18 protein-coding genes and 1 riboswitch are annotated in these 17,555 nt (G+C 50.6%); of the genes, 7 read left to right on the top strand and 11 right to left on the bottom strand.

From position 1 onward, the window contains the following. Position 1: 1 nt before the first annotated feature. Genes IT781_RS01735 through IT781_RS01720 form a run of 4 tightly spaced genes read right to left on the bottom strand, consistent with a single transcriptional unit; the run spans position 2 to position 2,981 of the window. Positions 2 to 652, bottom strand: coding sequence for a cytochrome c (locus tag IT781_RS01735; protein ID WP_194968406.1), 651 nt, complete (start codon positions 650 to 652; stop codon positions 2 to 4). A 2-nt stretch (positions 653 to 654) separates the two neighbouring features. Next, on the bottom strand, positions 655 to 2,280 hold the full coding sequence (locus IT781_RS01730; RefSeq protein ID WP_194968405.1) for a b(o/a)3-type cytochrome-c oxidase subunit 1: 1,626 nt from the start codon (positions 2,278 to 2,280) through the stop codon (positions 655 to 657). Next, entirely contained in the window at positions 2,273 to 2,806 is a 534-nt protein-coding gene (locus tag IT781_RS01725) for a cytochrome C oxidase subunit II (RefSeq protein WP_194968404.1), read from the bottom strand. The genes IT781_RS01730 and IT781_RS01725 overlap by 8 nt, the downstream gene beginning before the upstream one ends. A gap of 16 nt (positions 2,807 to 2,822) precedes the next feature. Beyond that, on the bottom strand, positions 2,823 to 2,981 hold the full coding sequence (locus tag IT781_RS01720; RefSeq protein WP_194968403.1) for a hypothetical protein: 159 nt from the start codon (positions 2,979 to 2,981) through the stop codon (positions 2,823 to 2,825). A 246-nt stretch (positions 2,982 to 3,227) separates the two neighbouring features. Here IT781_RS01720 and IT781_RS01715 point away from each other — a divergent pair, with 246 nt between their 5' ends. The 3 genes from IT781_RS01715 to rsfS are packed head-to-tail and all read left to right on the top strand — an operon-like array spanning position 3,228 to position 5,479. Beyond that, positions 3,228 to 4,484: a glutamate-5-semialdehyde dehydrogenase gene (locus IT781_RS01715; RefSeq protein ID WP_194968402.1), complete on the top strand. Its 1,257-nt coding sequence runs from the start codon at positions 3,228 to 3,230 to the stop codon at positions 4,482 to 4,484. Further along, entirely contained in the window at positions 4,485 to 5,105 is a 621-nt protein-coding gene (gene nadD / locus IT781_RS01710; protein WP_194968401.1) for a nicotinate-nucleotide adenylyltransferase, read from the top strand. 32 nt (positions 5,106 to 5,137) lie between these two features. After that, positions 5,138 to 5,479: a ribosome silencing factor gene (gene rsfS, locus IT781_RS01705; protein ID WP_194968400.1), complete on the top strand. Its 342-nt coding sequence runs from the start codon at positions 5,138 to 5,140 to the stop codon at positions 5,477 to 5,479. 62 nt (positions 5,480 to 5,541) lie between these two features. On the opposite strand, the gene IT781_RS01700 is transcribed toward rsfS, so the two are convergent. Then, complete coding sequence (locus IT781_RS01700; RefSeq protein WP_194968399.1) at positions 5,542 to 6,111, bottom strand: hypothetical protein; 570 nt, start codon at positions 6,109 to 6,111, stop codon at positions 5,542 to 5,544. 44 nt (positions 6,112 to 6,155) lie between these two features. After that, positions 6,156 to 7,994 (bottom strand): TonB-dependent receptor domain-containing protein, encoded by a 1,839-nt coding sequence (locus tag IT781_RS01695; RefSeq protein ID WP_194968398.1) that lies wholly within the window; start codon positions 7,992 to 7,994, stop codon positions 6,156 to 6,158. A gap of 104 nt (positions 7,995 to 8,098) precedes the next feature. Beyond that, positions 8,099 to 8,306, bottom strand: a riboswitch (cobalamin riboswitch). 315 nt (positions 8,307 to 8,621) lie between these two features. On the opposite strand from IT781_RS01695, the gene IT781_RS01690 reads away from it, so the two are divergent. Further along, entirely contained in the window at positions 8,622 to 9,230 is a 609-nt protein-coding gene (locus IT781_RS01690; protein WP_194968397.1) for a hypothetical protein, read from the top strand. 122 nt (positions 9,231 to 9,352) lie between these two features. Here the strand turns inward: IT781_RS01690 and mutM are convergent, their stop codons facing one another. The 5 genes from mutM to hflD all read right to left on the bottom strand — a co-directional run bounded on the left by mutM (position 9,353) and on the right by hflD (position 13,922). After that, positions 9,353 to 10,168 (bottom strand): bifunctional DNA-formamidopyrimidine glycosylase/DNA-(apurinic or apyrimidinic site) lyase, encoded by an 816-nt coding sequence (mutM, locus tag IT781_RS01685; RefSeq protein WP_194968396.1) that lies wholly within the window; start codon positions 10,166 to 10,168, stop codon positions 9,353 to 9,355. Between the two features lie 94 nt (positions 10,169 to 10,262). Beyond that, positions 10,263 to 11,609, bottom strand: a complete 1,347-nt coding sequence (locus IT781_RS01680; protein WP_194968395.1) for a GldG family protein — start codon at positions 11,607 to 11,609, stop codon at positions 10,263 to 10,265. Beyond that, positions 11,606 to 12,358, bottom strand: a complete 753-nt coding sequence (locus IT781_RS01675) for an ABC transporter permease subunit (protein ID WP_194968394.1) — start codon at positions 12,356 to 12,358, stop codon at positions 11,606 to 11,608. The genes IT781_RS01680 and IT781_RS01675 overlap by 4 nt, the downstream gene beginning before the upstream one ends. Beyond that, positions 12,355 to 13,290: an ABC transporter ATP-binding protein gene (locus tag IT781_RS01670; RefSeq protein ID WP_194968393.1), complete on the bottom strand. Its 936-nt coding sequence runs from the start codon at positions 13,288 to 13,290 to the stop codon at positions 12,355 to 12,357. Before IT781_RS01670 ends, IT781_RS01675 begins: the two co-directional genes overlap by 4 nt. Positions 13,291 to 13,298: 8 nt before the next feature. Further along, a complete protein-coding gene (gene hflD, locus IT781_RS01665; protein WP_194968392.1) occupies positions 13,299 to 13,922 on the bottom strand; it encodes a high frequency lysogenization protein HflD in 624 nt (207 codons plus the stop codon). Positions 13,923 to 14,538: 616 nt separating this feature from the next. Between hflD and IT781_RS01660 the strand changes: the two genes are divergently transcribed. The 3 genes from IT781_RS01660 (at position 14,539) to IT781_RS01650 (ending at position 17,555) form a co-directional block, all read left to right on the top strand. Continuing rightward, a complete protein-coding gene (locus tag IT781_RS01660) occupies positions 14,539 to 14,748 on the top strand; it encodes a heavy-metal-associated domain-containing protein (RefSeq protein WP_194968391.1) in 210 nt (69 codons plus the stop codon). A gap of 72 nt (positions 14,749 to 14,820) precedes the next feature. Further along, complete coding sequence (locus IT781_RS01655; RefSeq protein WP_370526876.1) at positions 14,821 to 17,052, top strand: heavy metal translocating P-type ATPase; 2,232 nt, start codon at positions 14,821 to 14,823, stop codon at positions 17,050 to 17,052. After that, a complete protein-coding gene (locus IT781_RS01650) occupies positions 17,052 to 17,555 on the top strand; it encodes a hypothetical protein (protein WP_194968389.1) in 504 nt (167 codons plus the stop codon). Before IT781_RS01655 ends, IT781_RS01650 begins: the two co-directional genes overlap by 1 nt.

Raw genomic sequence — 17,555 nt, 5'->3', positions numbered from 1 at the left:
ATCACTGCAATTGCTGGTAATATTGCGCAAGCTCTTGTATTTCTGTATCGCTTAACTGCTGGCTGAGTATGCGCATACGGCTGTATATGTCGTTGTGGCGCTCACCGTTTTTATAGGCCTTGAGCGTGGCGACAAAATATTCAGCCTGTTGACCCGCTAGGGCGGGTATATCCATTCTTTCACCTTCACCGTCTGAGCCATGGCAGGTATAACAGGGCGGCAGGGTGCGTTTGCCGTCACCTTCGGAAACCAGCTGCTCGGCAATTTCCAGATCTTTCTTGCCGGCTTTATTCTTGGGCAGCGGCAGGGAACTGTACCAGGCGGCCATATCGGCCATATCCTGATCACTTAGTCCTGCAGCGATTGAAGTCATGAGCGTGTGGGTGCGCTGGCCGGTTTTATAGTCCTGTAACTGTTTATAAGTATAGGTTGCCAATTGGCCTGCCAGCGAGGGAAACTCCGGTGCTGAACTGACACCGTTATCACCATGGCAACCGGCGCACTGCATAGCTAACTCCTTGCCATTTTTACTGTTGGCCTGCTTTATGAAATTCAGTTTATCGGGTGTCCAGGCAACTTGAGACGAGGGCTGGGCATGTGCAAGGCTTGCAGCAAAAAGACCCAACAATGCTGTTTGAATCATTTTATTCATGATTAATACCCCCATCCGCTTGATTCGAACGTGTCCATAATAAAGAACTGAAGAATAGGGTAGCCGAAGCTAATGAACATGAAGGCTGCAATGACCCAGTTCCAGATCTTGAAGTCATTCAGAAACTCGGGCAGATTATTGACCGGATAAATCGGGTCAGCGTATTCGATTTTGCCTGTATAGGCTTCAGTTACAGGATTCAACTGGGTCTTCACGAGGTTATAGACAAACAGACAGGCTGATCCCAGCATTATCAGCCCGCCCACTATCATAGCCAGCTCAAACGTATCCCAGGCCAGCGTCAGCGGGCTGTTGTATTGAACGCTGGAAATGCGCCGAGGCTGGCCTAATAAGCCCAGGATATGCCAGGGCGTCGTCAGGACAACCATGCCGATAAACCAGGTCCATAATTGCAGCAAGGCCATATTGTTCGAGAACAGCGGCTTGCCCGTCAATATCGGCCAGAAATAATAGGCGACGGCAAAGTACATGATCACGGTCGTGCCGGCAAATATCAGATGGAAATGGCCAGGGACCCAGGCGGTATTATGAATCATGGCGTTCATGGCATAACTGGCATTGATGATGCCGCCGAAACCGCCCAGTATCAGCATCAGCAAGCCTAGAATCATGGCCAGCACCATCGAGTTGCGCCAGGGCAGGGCGCCGATCCAGCCGAACAAGCCTTTGCCGCCTCGCAGTCTGCCGGCTATTTCCAAGGAAGCAAGCACAGCAAAGGCGGTCAATAAAGTCGGCAAGGTCACGATGAAAGTGCCGACGCCGTGCAATAACTTCCAGCCTTTGGCCTGTTCCGGATCCATATACAGATGATGGAAGCCAATCGGCAGGCTGAAAACGACCAGCACAATAAAAGCGACTCTGGCCATTTCATCGCTCAGTATATAGCTGCCCGCCTGCTTGGGCACCAGCACATAAAAGGCCGTATAAGCGGGAATCAGCCAGAAATAAACGATAGGATGCAAGGTCCAGGCAAACAGCGTACGCGCCAGGCCGGGATCGACCGTATCCATCCAGCCGAAAGCCCATGGGAGGATTTGGAACAGGACTTCGGCAGCAACGCCGACACTGGTCCACAGCCACAAATAGGCGTTGGCCACGGTTGAAAACATTGCCAGAGGCACAGGCTGGCCGGGGTTGGCCTGTTTCCACTGCCGCATCATGACAATCATGATCACGCACCAGATCCAGGAGCCGGCGAGCAATAAAGTCGCGCCGACATAAAACAGCGTATGCGCTTTTATCGGTGGATAGAAAGTATAAAGTACGGAAGCCGATCCGGTCAGCAGCGGTATGGCCGCCAGAACCGTGCCCAGCAGGGAAACACCGAAGCCGGTCCAGGCCCACTTGATATTCCATACCGGCTGATTGAGACTGGTCGTGGCTATGTAATAGCCGAATCCGGGCACAAAAAAAATGGTGAGAACGTAGGCCATCAGCACGCCGTGGCTGCTGACTGCGGCAAAATAAACCGGAGCTGACTCAATCAGCGGCAGAAAGCCGCTGCGTTCCAGAACCTGATAAGCGCCCATGAAGGAGGCGATAAGGAATGCTCCGAAAGCAATCCACATGTGGCTTAATGCCAGTTTTTTTTCTTCCGCATCATTCATGGCTGCTGCCTCCTTTAGACGTTGTTTTTATCGGCGCGGCCCAGTGTTCTTTGGCGACAACTGTAATGCTGGCCCACATGTGGTCATGGCCCATGCCGCAATATTCATTGCACAGCAGCGGATAATTGCCGGGTTTCGGAAAGTCCGTCTTCAACTCTGCAACATAGCCTGGCAGTATCATGGTATTCATATTGGTCATCGGCAAATGGATGCCATGCAAGACATCCATGCTGGCCCAACGGAACGTCAGAGGCGTGCCGGAAGGCACGGTAATCTGCTTGGGGTAAAAGCCGTAACGCCCTGCCACTATCCTGACCATGATATTGCCTTTGTCGTCGACCTGAACGCCAAGATTATCTTCAGCGAATTCTTCGCTCAGATGCAGGCGGGCTGAATCGATGGTTTCAACATGACTGGGAGGATTAATGTGATGAACCAGAGCATCTATCACGATGATGGCGGTCAGCAGGCCGACTATGGCCAGGATTACATAGCCCCATTTCTTTTCCAACGGATCGATATGCATAAGATCACCTTATAATTTATAGCGAATCTATAGCGCCACGCGGCAGAAATACGCCGTAATAAAGAAATAGCCAGGCTGCAACCATGCCGGCGCTAACGATAAGCATTAGCGCCCAGGTGCCGACAGGCGGGCTTTTGATGATTTTTTCCCGCTCTTCTTCGCTTAATTGACTCATAGCTTCTCCTCAGTTTTTATTGTTATTGGGGCTGGTGCAATGCTGGAGATTCAGCCGGTCCGGCAGATGAATCGGATATTTGTCGGAAACTAGCAATATCGAATGTAATTACGAAACAGATGAAAAGTCAACTTATATTTAAGTGACTGAAAAGCAAGAAAAAATCTAAGTAATAATGCTTACTGTCAAACCCTGCAGATTCGATTTATAATGGAAAGTTAATTTGGATCCGTTTGAGAGAGAATCATGGACATCAAACAATATATGAGCAGTCTTGGCCTTAAAGCCAGAGCGGCCGGCAGAGAAATCAGCCGGACTGAGTCGGGCAAAAAAAATCTGGCATTGTTAAAGATTGCAGAAGCCATCGATGCTGATCAGGACATGCTGATTGCGGAAAACACCAAGGATTTGGAGGCCGGCAAGCAGAACGGTCTGGATGCGGCATCGCTGGACAGGCTGGCCCTGACGCCGGCACGCATTCAGGCGATGATTGAAGGCTTGAAGCAGGTTGTCGCTTTGCCCGATCCTGTCGGCGAAATCACTGATTTAAGCTATCGGCCCAGCGGCATACAAGTCGGGCAAATGCGCGTGCCTTTGGGCGTAATCGGCATCATTTACGAATCCCGCCCTAACGTAACCGTTGATGCGGCGGCTTTGTGCCTCAAATCGGGCAATGCCTGCATCTTGCGCGGCGGTTCGGAAGCGCTGCATTCCAATCAGGCGATTGCGGCATGTATTTCAAAAGGACTGGCGGCGGCCGGCTTGCCGGTAGAAGCCGTGCAATGCGTTGCAACGGCTGATCGCGCGGCCGTCGGTGAATTGATTACGATGGACCGCTATGTGGACGTGATCGTGCCGCGCGGCGGCAAAAGCCTGATCGAGCGCATTTCCAGGGACGCCACGATTCCTGTCATCAAGCATCTGGACGGCATCTGTCATGTTTATATCGATGATAAAGCCGATATCGATAAGGCGGTCAGAATTGCCGTCAACGCCAAAACCCATCGCTACGGCGTTTGCAATGCCATGGAAACATTGCTGGTGGCCGAAGGCATTGCCGCAAAGGTATTGCCGATACTGGCTACAGAATATGGCGACAAAGGCGTGGAACTGCGCGGCTGCTTGAGGACCTGTTCTCTGATTCCATCGTGCACACGAGCGGCCGAGGAGGACTGGCGCACTGAATATCTGGCGCCGATCTTATCGATCAGGATTGTCGATGGGCTAGATCAGGCTATTGAGCACATTGCCCAATACAGTTCAGGCCACACCGAAGCCATTGTTACGGAAGATTACACGCTGGCCAGACGCTTTCTGAGAGAAGTCGATTCCAGTTCTGTCATGGTCAATGCCTCGACGCGTTTTGCCGACGGCTTTGAATATGGCCTGGGCGCGGAGATCGGCATCAGCACCGATAAGCTGCACGCACGCGGCCCGGTCGGTTTGAAAGGATTGACTTCGCTGAAATACATCGTGCTCGGCGATGGGCATATCCGGCAATAAATGATCGGTATTTTTGGCGGTACGTTCGACCCCGTTCACTACGGGCATTTACGCTCGGCGCTGGAAGTCAAGGAGATCTTCGGACTGACTGAAATCCGCTTGCTGCCCAGCGCCCAGCCGCCTCATCGCGAACAGCCCGTGGCCACAGCGCTGATGCGGGTGCAGATGCTGGAACTGGCCATTAAAAACCAGCCGGGATTTATCATCGATACCCGAGAGCTGGATAGGGCGGGTCACTCTTATATGGTCGATACGCTGAAATCCTTCAGGCGGGAATTCCCGGAGCAGCCGTTATTGCTGTTTATCGGCAGCGATGCGTTTAAAAATCTGGCAACCTGGCATCGATGGCAGCAGTTGTTCGATTATGCGCATATAGTCGTCATGACCCGTCCGGGATTTCAACTGCAGGAACTTGATGGCTATTTTGCGGCCAAAAAGGCCATTGAGATAACAGAGCTGGCGCAAGCACCGGCCGGCAGATTATTTTTTCAGCCCATCACGCAGCTCGAAATCTCGGCGACGGCGATCAGGAAAATGATTGCGGAAAAACGCAATCCGGGTTTTTTATTACCTGATGCTGTCATAGAATACATTAAGCAGCATGCGCTTTATGAGAAATAAAGCTTTCATAATTATTTAGTATAGGAATTTGAATGCAGACAGATGAGTTATTACACATTGTCCAGACGGTTTTGGATGAACGCAAAGGGCAATACATCACCACAATAGATGTGCGGGGCAAGACCAGTTTTACCGATTACATGGTTATCGCTACCGGTACTTCCGACCGTCATATACAGTCTTTATGCCAATATGTGTCGGAAAAAGTTCAAGAGAGCGGCTTAAAACCGTTGGGTATTGAAGGCGGGCAGGGTTCTGACTGGGTATTACTGGATCTGGGCGATGTCATCGTCCATGTGATGACTGCTCAAGCGCGTGAATTTTATCAATTGGAAAAATTGTGGTCGGTTGATCATGCCAAAGAAGCGGGTTGATTTAGCCGAGTAAGAAAATGATCGTCACAGAGGGCCTTTATGCCCTCTGTGGGCAACATCAATTAAATTTCTTTATAGGCTGTCTGCGTATTAGGCATTGATTTGAACAGCTTGATGATTAGGTAGATAGTCAGTCCGTAAACCATGGCGAAGCCTACATAAGGCGGATAATACTTTACTACGCGAGCGAAGTATTGTGCCCATGACAAATCCGTATAACGTCCTGAGAACAGATAGAAACTGCCGTTCGAGATAATGAACGCAGCCGATGCAGCCAGAGTCATCAGGCCGATAGAACTAGCCAGTTCATATGCGTTCAAGGACTTGAATTTCGAGCAGTAGCGGCCCGCTACCCACATGACTGCATAAGTCGGAATCAAAAACACGTAAGCCGGGGATACGCACCAGCTGCTGGTGCCGTTTGCGATAGCGATATAATCGATCAAACCTGCCAACAATAACAAAAAGACGAAAAAGGCTTTCTTGCGATAAAAGCCGGCGAAGAAAAAAACCGCCAGAGATGCGTCGGGCAGATGCAGGACATCGCCGAAGTGATGAAAGCGGGTCAGTGCCATCAATGCAATCAAGGGAATAGGCAAATACTCGACTTGCAGCCATTGTTTCATGTTCATATTGTTATCTCCAAATGGGTTAGTGATTAAGATCCAGCTTGTGGTCAATTATTATAATGGATAGCCAGGAAGAAGTTTCTATCCGCCGTATTATAAGTATTGATGGTTTGATAATTTTTATCTAGTAAGTTATTGAGCTGCGCGCTCAGCATCCAGTTTTTATTGAAATGATAGGCTGACCGCAGGTCGACGGTTACGTAACCGGCTAGTTTCGTTTTATTGCCTATGTCATCGAATCGGTCACCTTGGGCCAGTATGTGCGTGCCCACATCAAGCGATCCGAACGATTTGGACAGGTCGAATGTCAGGGTTTTCTCGGCGCGTCGCGGCAGGCGGGCATTGGTTTCCCGGTTTTTGGGGCTTAACAGATCGAGGCCCAGTTTGCCGTCCCAGCCCAGCCACTGCTTGCTGATTTCAACTTCAATACCGTCGATTTGCGCTTTGCCGATGTTTTCCGCGCTGAATTGAAATGTGACCGGATTCGTGACCGGCGTGATCAGGTTGTCGATGTTGGTATGATAGGCCCGCACTTCCCATTGCAGCCAGTGGTCGCCGGCAAGCCCCGCTTCGAACGAGGTCGATTTTTCCGGTTTCAGGTTGGCATTGCCATAATTCGGAAAATAAAGATCGTTGAATGTCGGCGCCTTGAAAGCATTGCCAAAGCTGGCAAAAGGGCTGATGCCGAAGTCTGAGTTATAGCGCCAGCCGAAATTGCCTGTGACATAATCGCCGAAAGCCTCATTTTCATCCCAGCGCAACGAGGCATTGACAAAGTGATTATCCAGCACGCGGCTGTGCAACTCCGTGAACACGCCGACATCATAGCGGGACTTTTCCTTATAAGACGTTGTGCTGTCCACTTCATCGACGCGGTAATCCGTACCGGCAATCAATTGATGGTTATCAGATAAGGTGAAATCATTCAGCCAGGTGGTGTTCCAGCGCGTCGTGTTGAAACGGCTGGTGAATGAACCGTCGGGCGCAAACTGGTCGCTGTCATCGCGGCTTTGGCCTAAACGTAATGTTGATCGCCAGTCCTCCATAAAATCCATGCTGGCGGAGGCGCCGACAACCTGGTCGACGAATTTGGTTTTATTCTGGGCGTTGCCATCGTATTCGTTTTTGCCTTCGGCACGCATGAAAAACGCTTCTACTTCGGCGTTATTGTCGAAGCGGTGGCCAAGCCGCGCATTCAAGCCTGTGTTGCGGTAGCCGTCTTTGTCGGGCTGATCGAAACCGAAACGCCCCGGAATCGGTTCACGGTTATTAAAGCCCTGAGAGTTGAAATGCGATGCGCCCAGGCTGTACCAGCTGTTTTTCCATTTGCCGCTGACCGTGCCGGAAGTCTTAATTGTATCGTATGACCCGCCGCCGGCGTCCAGCGTGAAACCGGGCTTTTCTTCCTGACTGCCTTTGCGCGTAAAAATCTGGATGACGCCGCCTATCGCTTCCGAGCCGTACAGGCTCGATTGAGGGCCTTTGATGATCTCAACCCGTTCGATCTGGTCGATGGGAATAAACTGAAACGGCGTCGTGCCGGCAGTGGCCGAGCCGACCTTGATGCCGTCGATCAGGACCAGCACATGATCGGAATTGGTGCCGCGCATGTATACGCTGGTATTTTGGCCATAGCCGCTTTGCGCCATATCGATGCCGGTCGTATTTCGTAATAGTTCCGGCAGGGTTTTTGACTGCAGACGTTCGATATCGGCCCGTGTATAAATTGTTGATGCAGCCGCCAACTGGTCTTTCGGCGTTTCCGTTCGTGTGGCCGTTATGACCATCTCGGGTAAATTGAGTGAATTGTCCGCCTGGGTTTCCCGAGCCTGTAACGGGCTGTTAAAACCGGCCAACACTAATGAACCGACTATGAATTTTTGCATGTGTCCTCTGCGCCGCCCGCGCATCAAGGTTGTGTGTAATTACAACGGAGGACAAAAGAAGACGACAGGGATGTGCAGTCTTTTTCGTAGACAGCCCTCCGCTGTACCGAATTAAACTTTCGGGCCGGTCTCCGGGCTTATAAGTGGCATGGGCCTGAATCGTCACCTTCCCGTGCATGACACAGTGGCATTTTAACGATTCTTTTACTTATCTACCGTTGCGGGGGCAGCGTCGGCTTTGGCAGGACCTGACCGACTTCCCGTTTAATCATCAGGTAAAAACCTGACAGAACCTGAAAGCAGGCGGCAATTATAAGGGGTAACCGGGATAAAGCAAATTTATGCTGACTGCGTATGCTTCAAGCAATTGGTATTGGAGAAAATATGCAATGGTCCGGTTTGAAGCAGACCGTAGTTTATGTATTTTCTAAGTCTGATGATCAGGCTCAAAGAACGCAGTATTTATTGTGAAAAAATTACACTGCTTATTGTGAAAAATTACATTGTTGATCGAAATCTATAAAGGATTAAGATTCTGTTTGAGATAGATTGAAATATCTCTGCTTTAGCATGCTCTATATTATAAATTCCTCATTCAATCCAAATTTAAACTTCAGGAGGCAGATAATGCGTCTAAATTTAGCCATAATCGCGGCTTTGCTACCGATCCATCTCGTCTTTGCAGCAGATAATCCCGTGTTGCAGGGCGATTCATTGGCAATCTCTCATGTCGATACGCCTGAGCAGGTCGGGCAATATCGGGATGCCAGGTTTCAACGGAATGAAAAAGACGGTGCCTGGACATTGTCAGGCATGACAGAAACCCAATTGGCGACAGTAGAAAAAGTCGAAGTAATCAAAATTCGCTCTCGTCCTGTGCAAATATTTCTAAAGGTGAGCGGCTATCTTCCTAGCCCCTGTTATCAACTGGAGCAGGCCGGACAGCGCTATGAGCCTGTCTTCGGCATACCGGAAGCCAACCTGCCGGCGGGACGATTCGAAGTGGCGCTGGGGCTTGTTCCACTGCAAACTTTTGCCGTGTGCGCTCAGGTTATTGAGCCGTTCGAACGCATTATTCCTCTGCCTGTTTACGGGCTGAGTCAGGGTACTTACGAATTCGATGTCAATGGCATTACAGGGTCGTTCCGGTTAAATACTGATAACAATCTGCCGGTTTTTTACGGCTCGAAAGACAAGCCCATTCCTGTATTGGGCGGCATCGTTCCCTTAAAATAATCGGCAGGCAACGATCAGCTTTAATCAATAAATTTGAAGTGAGTGGAATTCAGAATGACTTTTACGCAGGTTTTTTTGAATTCCGCCGCTTAATCTGCAGGCTAGTGAGACGGATTATCGCTCTACCGCTGGCAGTCACTGCAAAATACCGTTGACCGGTTGGCTAGTCTGATTTCCTTTAAAATCTGTTGGCATCGGGTGCAAGGCAGTCCGACGCGCCCGTAGACATTGAGTTGTTGCTGAAAATAACCCGGCTTTCCGGCTTCATTGACGAAATCGCGCAATGTCGTGCCGCCTTGTTCAATAGCCTGGCGCAAGATCACTTGAATACAGCCGGCCAGTTTCTGATAGCGGGACAAGGAGATTTTTCCCGCCTGGCGCGCAGGGTGTATGCCGGCCATGAATAAGGCTTCATTGGCGTAGATGTTGCCGACGCCGACGACGATGTGGCTGTCCATAATGAATGATTTGATGGGTGTTTTCTTGTTTCTGGACAGATCATAGAGAAGATCGCCGCTGAAATCCTCCAGCAGCGGTTCGGGGCCCAAATCTTTGAGCAAGGGATGTTGGTTGGCCGGTTCCGTCGTCCACAACACCGCGCCGAACCGACGCGGATCATTGAAGCGCAGGATGATTTCGTCCGCGAAAATAAAGTCGATATGGTCGTGCTTGCCGGCCGTCTGGCTGTCGGAGATGATCCGCAAACTGCCTGACATGCCCAAATGCAGCAGCAGCGTGCCGGCATCGGTCGCAAGCAACAGATATTTCGCTCTTCTGGAAACCGTTTGTATGCGCAGCCCTTTCAAGGTTTGCTCGAGATTTTCCGGTATGGGCCAGCGCAGCCTGGGCTGGCGGATAATGACGCGTTTGACGGTTTGCCTTTCAATATAAGGCGTTATGCCGCGCCGGGTCGTTTCAACTTCGGGTAATTCAGGCATGAAAGTAAAGCTAAAGCATTATAAGGAGTTGTATTTTATTTATTAAAGCATAAGACCACGAAGTATACAGAGGACGCGAAGCTTTATTCGGTTTTTATCGCTGTTTACGTTTGCGCCAGACGAAAAAACCGGAGCCCGCTAGCAATAACGGTATGACAACCAGAAAGCCAAAACCGATGACCGCGACGGAGGTTTCCGTTAACTGCAGGGTTTTATCGGTAGCGGTCTTGGCCGGGATGTCGATAAACTGGTCTTCATGGATCAGCCAGTTGACGATTCTAAGGCCCATGTCCAGATTGCCGACATTGCCGATATAGGCATTGGACAAAAAGTCGCCGTCGCCGACAACGACGATGCGTTGCTGGTTTTTTCCATTGACGGTGCGCGTCAATGCATAGGCTACGGGCAACGGGCCTTGTTTTTCGTCGCTGTCGGCATCAAAACGGACCTCTCCGTTGATAGGGCCGGTTTCTGTCCAGGATTGCTGCGCGCTGTCGAATAGGGCTTCAGCTTGGAAATTCGACTCCGCATCCATCTCCAGCGCCGCGGCCGCAGGATAGATCGTGGTGGTTTGAAAGCCTTGGGTAACGGCGTGTTGCGCATATTCCGCGACAAGGACAAAGCTCGGATCGGTAATGCCGTAAAGCTTGGTGCTGCCGTCCATAATAGCGCCTGGCAACCGGTGTATGTCCAGGCGCTGTTCCAATATATCCAGATGCTTGGCGTCAGGATCGGTCAGCACGAGCAGATTGCCGCCTTGTTCTACATAGCGATTGATAATCTCGATTTCATTGGCCAGCAGCGGCACGGCCGGGGCAGTCATGACCAGCAGGGCAGAGTTGTCGGGTATGGCTGGCAGCGTGGCCAGGTTAATGGTTTGGGCATTGATCTTGCGCCGGGCCAATTCCTTGCCGAACTGCTCCAGATCAAAATTGGCTTGTCCGTCAATGGCGCGTTCGCCATGGCCGGTCAGGAAGGTGATCCAGCGCTCATGAGCATTGGCCAATTGCAGCAGGGCATTGGTCAATGAGGATTCATCGACAAAGGTTAATTTCTCGGTACGGCCCTGATAATCGACCAGAATGGCGCCGGCCGCGCCGATATTCAGGGCGCGCGTTTTCTCCGGTTGCGCATCAGGATCTATAAAAGCAAGGCTCAGGTTGGGTTTATGCCGTTTGTAACGATCGATCAATTGCGCAATCTGGCTGCGTATTGGCTGATCCGCTTTCATGTAAACCGTGATGGCTATTGGGTCCGGCATGGAGGCGAGCAGTTTGATGGAAGCGGGCGACAGCGTGTTGCCGGCATTGGCGGTTATGTCTGCTTCCAGCGTGTAGCGATTGCTTAACCAGGCCAGTCCGCCGATGGCGCTCAATAAGACCAGCGTCAGAAACAGGTTTTTCAAGCGTATCCGCTGATGTATGCGTTGGGATATCTTCATTTTTGTAAACGGTCGTTATCGAGTCTGCGAATGCTGAGCAGGATGAATGTGCCGGTAACTAGCAGAAAATAGCTGATATCGGCGCTGCTGATCAGGCCGGTTTGAATGTTCTGAAAGTGTCTCAGCAGGGACAGGTATTCAAACAATTCGCTGCGCTGGTCTTCAATGCCCGTGGTCCAGTCTATAAGCCACAGCACCAATAACAGGCCGAACGTGCCCAGGGCGGCGACAGTCGGATGGCCGGCCAGACAGGATACAAAAAGGCCGATGGCGGCGAAAGTCGAAACCAGCAGCAATAATGCCAGCATGTTGGCGAATAATTTGCCGAAATCCAGTTCGCCGCCCGCCAGCAGGGATAACGGCATCAATGCGGTCAGCAGGATAATCAGCAATAATAGGCCGAGCGTGCCCAGATACTTGCCGATGATGATATCGCCGTTGGAAACAGGCGCGGAAAGCAGCAATGACAGGGTTTTGTTTCGGCGTTCCTCGCAGATCAGCCGCATGGTCAACAAGGGAGTCGCCAGTAACAGGATGATGGCCGCGTTGCCGAACAAAGGCGTGACGACAATATCGGTCAGCCCCGGCGCCCCTTCAATAGCGGTCAGCTTAGGTTGGAGCATGGTGAAGGTTTCAACTTGGGATAAGAATAAAAAAGCCAGGATAAATTGCAGGATAGCCAATATCGTCCAAGCCATCGGCGATAAAAACAGGGTTTTAAACTCACGCGCAGCAATAGCTAGAATCATAAATCGATCTGTTTCGGCTCTTGGGTCAGGGTAATAAAAATATCTTCCATCGATTGCTTTACGGGTGTCAGTTCTTGCAAACCCCATCCCGAGGCGATGATGGTCTCGGCAATTCGCTCAACGGTGTTGTCAGTCATGCTGTGATGAATTTTGATCTGATGTTCGGTTATTTTGTCTATGGATGTCACGCCGGGCAACGTCAATAACACGCCTACATTAGGCTCAAGACGCGTAGCGACCCGCAGCGTGCCCGTATTCATTTGCCGGTTAAGTCCGGCGATGGTTTCATTCAGAATCAGCCGTCCCTGATGGATGATTTGCACATGCGAGCAGGATTCCTGCACTTCGGTCAGAATATGCGTGGACAGAATGACCCCATGATCCTGGCCCAGTTCGCGGATCAATTCACGGATTTCACGGATCTGTATAGGGTCGAGGCCAACGGTCGGTTCATCCAGTATGATGATTTCCGGGTTGTGCAGGATAGCTTGGGCGATACCGACCCGCTGTTGAAAACCTTTTGACAGATTGGTAATCAGCCGGTCGGCGACGTCGCCAAGGCCGCAGCGCTCCTTGGCCTTATCGACAGCCTGCCTGATCGAATGCCGCGGGACGCCATGCAGTTGCGCACAGTAATGCAAGTATTCCTGCACGCTCAGTTCGCGGTAGAGAGGCGGTGTATCGGGTAAATAGCCCAGGCTCTGCTTGGCCGGTCTGGGTTGGTCGAGCAGATCAAAACCGTTAATTTTAATCTGGCCGGCGCTGGGCGCCAGATTGCCGCACAGCATCTGCATGGTTGTGGTTTTGCCGGCGCCGTTGGGTCCCAGAAAACCCAGAACTTCGCCTTTGGACAGGGTAAAACTGACATCATGAACGGCGCAATGCTTGCCGTAATAGCGATACAAATGCTCGGCTTCTATAAGAGTTGTCATGTTGGCGGTTAAACTTGTTTCAGCAGGCTTGCCAGTTCGGTTTGAATTTTTTTGCGGAAAAACAGAAATTTCCAACGGGTGCCGCCGCATTGTTTCCATAATATGGCCGAGCGAATGCCTGCCAGCAGCAATGCGCGTATTTTATTGACTATGTCGGGCCGGGATATATAGGCCGGATTACCATTGACCATGATTCTCGGCTGCAGGGTGCTGATGGTGCTGTGGTATATCTCGCCAAGGTTGGCCAGTACATTTTCATGCATCGGTTCGAAATGCCCGCTTTGGATCTGGGCTTTTTCCACGCCGTTTCGTATGGCCTTGATCATGTCCGGACGGCTGGACAGTTGCTTCTCCAGAAAAACCAGGGACGCGGAATAACGCGCCTGTTCAGGGTTGACAATTTTATAACCGGTCATTTGCTCATTAAGTTGTTCAAGCCCTAGTTTTACACCGGACAGACCGCCATAAACATCGGAAACGCTATCGGAATCGATTTTTAAAATACTGGTAATGCTGGCTTCCATGGCGGCGGCATCGGCCGTGCCGGTTGTTGCCAGTTGTTGAACCAGCGCCGCTGCTTGCGCAATGCCGGCAAGCGCAATAGTTTGGTTGGTAATCGTGTTTAATTGCATGGTTATTTATCGATGTGGAAGCCGGGCAGTTTATATCAAAGATGATGTTGCTCAGAACATCTTTTGCCCAGTTGATACTTAGATATAGGTTTTGCTAAAAAACTTTAGATCCAGATCATGAAAAGCCATGGTCTGGCCGAAATGTTCCAGTCATTATAGTTGATAATGCATTGCTGCACTTCTCCGGTTGGCTCTTCGCCCGTTAATATGGCCGAAGTCATGCCGCACGTCAATGCTGACTGGGCAAGCGCTTCTTTATTGCAATACGTCCGATACTGCCCAGGCTGGACAATATATTAATTTGAAAAAGGGTTTGGTCTGTTCGATAAGGACATTACAATTAGTATATTTACCTAGCGTTTTAATTCTTTTAATCCAAGGTAAGAAACTAAATTTTGAATATTGGAACAAAATTTATTGTTTGAATCAAAAAGCCGACTGATAAGGTAGACTTGAAGCTTTGATTTTCAGCGGGAATAATATATTTCCCTGTTAATATGATCAGGATAAATAGCAAAGCAAACGAACATATTGGAACGGTCAATTTACATCATGCTTATCGGCTGCCAGTCGAGTATGATATTAAAGATGAAAAGTATTATTTAAGGAGAGCGAAATGACTGAATCAGTAACATTAACTGTCACCGGCATGAAATGCGGTGGTTGCGAATCGAATGTAACAAACAAGCTGAAGGCTGTCGAAGGTGTTTTATCGGTTAAAGCATCCGCCAAAGATAATGAAGTCAGCGTTGAATATGACGCTGAAAAAACGGATCTGGATGCGATTGAGGAAGCCATTACTGAAGCAGGCTTTAGCGTAGAGTAGCGGTAGCTGTTATTAGTGGATAAACATCTTTATCAGGCCGGGTAATTTATGGACGCGCAAGTGACTTCTAATATGACAGAGAAAGAATTGCGGTTGTCAATTCTGGGCATGCGCTGCGCGGGCTGCGTGAGTGCTGTTGAGAGTGCTTTGGCAGCGGTAGACGGCGTGACATCGGTCAGCGTTAATTTTGCCGATCACTCGGCAATGGTGAAAGGGCAGGCCGATCCCGACGTTTTAACGCGGGCTGCCAGGGAAGCCGGTTATGACGCAGCGGTGATGGAGGGTCTCGAAGATATAACCGAGCAGGAAGAACTGGAACTGCAACGCTACCGGAATCTGATGAAGAAAGCAGCCGTGGCCGCAGTTATCGGCCTGCCGCTCATGCTCGGCGATCATTTCGGCTGGCTGCCGGAAATCGGTTCGGCGACAGGGCAGTGGTTCTGGCCGGAAGTCGCGCTGATTACCTTTGCTATCCTGTTTTATTCGGGCGGCCATTTCTTCAGTGGCGCCATCAAGCTGTTACGTTTGGGCCAGGCCAATATGGATACACTGATCGCATTAGGTACGGGCTCGGCGTGGCTTTATTCCACCATCATAATCGACTATTCCGACACGCTGCCTTCTCTGGCTCAACATGCCTACTTTGAAGCGGCTGTGGTCATTCTGGCCTTTATCAATCTCGGGTCCGCGCTGGAAATGCGGGCAAGGGGCAAGACCTCCGGTGCCATTCGCCAGTTAATCGGCCTACAGCCGCGTACGGCGCGTGTGATCAGAAATGGTGTGGAAACGGATATTCCCATTGAGCAGGTGGGACTGGGCGAAACCTTGAGAGTAAGGCCCGGCGAAAAAATCGCGGTGGACGGTATACTGCTTGAAGGGCATTCCACTGTTGATGAATCCATGTTGACGGGCGAGCCGCTGCCGGTAGAAAAAATAGCTGGATCAGAAGTTGCCGCCGGCACAATAAACCAGAACGGCAGCTTCCTGTTCAAAGCAACGCGCATTGGCCGCGATACCGCATTGGCACAAATCATTAAAAGCGTGCGTCAGGCGCAGAGCAGCAAACCTGAAATCGCCCGCTTAGCGGACAAGATCTCGGCTGTTTTTGTGCCGTCAGTGGTCGCACTTTCACTGCTGACGTTCTTGATCTGGTACGCATGGGGGCCTGAACCCGCATTGGGTTACGCCTTCGTGACATCCATGACGGTTCTGGTTATCGCCTGTCCGTGCGCGCTGGGGTTGGCGACGCCCATTTCGGTCATGGTCGCAGTCGGCAGAGCCGCCCAATCAGGGATTTTGATTCGCAATGGCGAGGCATTGCAGACGGCAGGCAAGCTGACCTGTATAGTTCTTGATAAAACTGGCACCGTGACTGAGGGCAAACCCGTTGTTTCAGCTATTGAACCGATAGGCGATTACAGCGACGAAGTTATTTTGCGATGGGCTGCAAGCCTTGAAGCAGGCTCTGAGCATCCGTTGGCGGCAGCTATTTTATCAGCCGCGGAAGAAAGAAAGCTCAAGCTGGAAAAAGCAAGAAAGTTTGAGGCGGTTATAGGGCATGGCGTAGCGGCGCAGATTAATGAACAGCTCGTACTGTTCGGCAACAGGGCTCTGATGGATCAGAAAGGTATTAAATATTCCAGGCATAATAGCAAGCTGGAAAAGCTTGCAGCGTCGGGTCAGACGCCGATGCTGTTGGCAGTGGATCAGGAAGTCGTCGGCATTATCGCCGTTTCCGACCCTATTAAGGCAGATTCGGCGGAAGCTGTACGGCTTATGAAAAGCCAGGGCATCCGTCTGATAATGGTGACGGGCGACAATGAAGTCACAGCCCAGGCCATTGCGCGTCAGGCAGGCATTTCTGAAGTGAGGGCTCAGGTATTGCCGCAGGATAAGGCGGCGGTGGTGAGAGCGTTGCAGCAGCAAGGGGAAATCGTCGGCATGGTCGGCGACGGCATTAATGATGCACCTGCATTGGCTCAGGCCGATGTCGGGCTGGCTATCGGTACCGGTACCGATGTCGCGATTGAGAGCGCCGATGTGGTAATTTTGCAGGGTTCGTTATTGAAAGTGCCTGAAGCTGTCGAATTGTCCAAAGCCACTTTGGTCAATATAAAACAGAATCTGCTGGGCGCTTTTTTCTATAATACAATCAGTATTCCTGTCGCGGCAGGCCTGTTATATCCGCTATTTGGAATTTTATTGAATCCGATGATTGCAGGCGCAGCAATGGCTATGTCTTCTGTGACTGTGGTTTCAAACGCCAACCGTTTGCGTTGGACAAAGTTCAGTGAGAGTAAATAATGAAATACATGTATCAATTTGCCATTGTTGCGATGCTGCTGCTTTTAGGCGGTTGCGGCGAGTCATCAAATGATAAGGGGGGGGGTGCTGGAAATTATTCCCGTATTGAGGGAATTGTCACAGATAGAGACGGGCCGATAACCAGTGGTAAGGTTATAATCAAGGATAAAAATGGCGCCGCAATAGCCTCGGTAACACTTAACGGAGACTACAGATACTCGGCGGATATTCCGGCTAATACCGCTTATCCGGTTTTTCTAGAAATTGAGGGGCACGATGAATTATTGGAAGCAGTAGTCCTCGACCCTATGGCAGTGAAGCAAGATATCACCCCCATGTCTTCATTAGTGGTGCGCTCAGCACGAGATCTGGGCGGCGTAACCAAAGAAAACATGGCCAGAGCAGCGATCAACGCAATTTCACAAAGCAAAACGGCTAGCGGCAAAAACACGACAGCCGGTTTCAAGGGCGATCCTACTAAGCAATATGGGGGCTGGCATTAG

It is taken from the genome of Methylobacter sp. BlB1, assembly GCF_015476545.1.
GTDB lineage: Bacteria > Pseudomonadota > Gammaproteobacteria > Methylococcales > Methylomonadaceae > Methylobacter.
This window is presented reverse-complemented; position numbering and strand designations above follow the sequence as displayed.

Excerpts from the sequence above, each read along its gene's own strand:
- IT781_RS01735 (WP_194968406.1), bottom strand. The coding sequence starts at position 652 with ATGAATAAAATGATTCAAACAGCATTGTTGGGTCTTTTTGCTGCAAGC.
- IT781_RS01730 (WP_194968405.1), bottom strand. The coding sequence starts at position 2,280 with ATGAATGATGCGGAAGAAAAAAAACTGGCATTAAGCCACATGTGGATT.
- IT781_RS01725 (WP_194968404.1), bottom strand. The coding sequence starts at position 2,806 with ATGCATATCGATCCGTTGGAAAAGAAATGGGGCTATGTAATCCTGGCC.
- IT781_RS01720 (WP_194968403.1), bottom strand. The coding sequence starts at position 2,981 with ATGAGTCAATTAAGCGAAGAAGAGCGGGAAAAAATCATCAAAAGCCCG.
- IT781_RS01715 (WP_194968402.1), top strand. The coding sequence starts at position 3,228 with ATGGACATCAAACAATATATGAGCAGTCTTGGCCTTAAAGCCAGAGCG.
- nadD (WP_194968401.1), top strand. The coding sequence starts at position 4,485 with ATGATCGGTATTTTTGGCGGTACGTTCGACCCCGTTCACTACGGGCAT.
- rsfS (WP_194968400.1), top strand. The coding sequence starts at position 5,138 with ATGCAGACAGATGAGTTATTACACATTGTCCAGACGGTTTTGGATGAA.
- IT781_RS01700 (WP_194968399.1), bottom strand. The coding sequence starts at position 6,111 with ATGAACATGAAACAATGGCTGCAAGTCGAGTATTTGCCTATTCCCTTG.
- IT781_RS01695 (WP_194968398.1), bottom strand. The coding sequence starts at position 7,994 with ATGCAAAAATTCATAGTCGGTTCATTAGTGTTGGCCGGTTTTAACAGC.
- IT781_RS01690 (WP_194968397.1), top strand. The coding sequence starts at position 8,622 with ATGCGTCTAAATTTAGCCATAATCGCGGCTTTGCTACCGATCCATCTC.
- mutM (WP_194968396.1), bottom strand. The coding sequence starts at position 10,168 with ATGCCTGAATTACCCGAAGTTGAAACGACCCGGCGCGGCATAACGCCT.
- IT781_RS01680 (WP_194968395.1), bottom strand. The coding sequence starts at position 11,609 with ATGAAGATATCCCAACGCATACATCAGCGGATACGCTTGAAAAACCTG.
- IT781_RS01675 (WP_194968394.1), bottom strand. The coding sequence starts at position 12,358 with ATGATTCTAGCTATTGCTGCGCGTGAGTTTAAAACCCTGTTTTTATCG.
- IT781_RS01670 (WP_194968393.1), bottom strand. The coding sequence starts at position 13,290 with ATGACAACTCTTATAGAAGCCGAGCATTTGTATCGCTATTACGGCAAG.
- hflD (WP_194968392.1), bottom strand. The coding sequence starts at position 13,922 with ATGCAATTAAACACGATTACCAACCAAACTATTGCGCTTGCCGGCATT.
- IT781_RS01660 (WP_194968391.1), top strand. The coding sequence starts at position 14,539 with ATGACTGAATCAGTAACATTAACTGTCACCGGCATGAAATGCGGTGGT.
- IT781_RS01655 (WP_370526876.1), top strand. The coding sequence starts at position 14,821 with ATGACAGAGAAAGAATTGCGGTTGTCAATTCTGGGCATGCGCTGCGCG.
- IT781_RS01650 (WP_194968389.1), top strand. The coding sequence starts at position 17,052 with ATGAAATACATGTATCAATTTGCCATTGTTGCGATGCTGCTGCTTTTA.